Origin of the sequence: Desulforhabdus sp. TSK (genome assembly GCF_022836495.1) — a bacterium.
GTDB lineage: Bacteria > Desulfobacterota > Syntrophobacteria > Syntrophobacterales > Syntrophobacteraceae > Desulforhabdus.
The window spans coordinates 1-485 of sequence record NZ_BQXM01000140.1; the positions used below are offsets into that span (position 1 = coordinate 1).

1 protein-coding gene is annotated in these 485 nt (G+C 66.4%); it reads right to left on the reverse strand.

All coding sequences use genetic code 11. The features are described 5' to 3' along the window. Positions 1 to 485, reverse strand: a 485-nt coding sequence (locus tag MWC30_RS21870; protein WP_244086311.1) for a transposase family protein, incomplete at both ends; no start/stop codon positions are given.

Consider the following 485-nt stretch of genomic DNA (forward strand, 5'->3'; position numbering starts at 1 on the left):
GCGCCCGTCAACGACGCCGAGGACGTGGCCAGTCTCAGCGTTGACGAAGGTCGACATCCACGGCTCCACCCGGCACCACTGAGCAGTGTCGGGGTGCTTGAACCACTTCGCCCGAGCGAAACGGTGCTCATCAATCCCCAGCGCCCGCACCGGCACCTGATCAGGGTCAGGAATGGTGAGGGTATCGGCCACTACTGCGGCGTTGATCGTCGCCCAACCCAGCCGGTGACGGGCACAAGCACGCCAGATCGGCATCCCCTCATCCAGCACCGCCTCCACAGCAGCCGCCTTCAACCGGGTGGTGCAGCGGGCCCGGAACCCCAACTGGTTGGTCACCTGGGTGAAGGTCCGCCGAGCACAGGCGACCTCCACGCAGAGGAACCGCGGCTTGATGATCACCAGTTCGATGTCCTTGCCGCCGACGCCGAGGTCCTTGACCCGCTGGCGGGTGCGCTGATGCACCCGGACCGAGATCACCCCGCAGT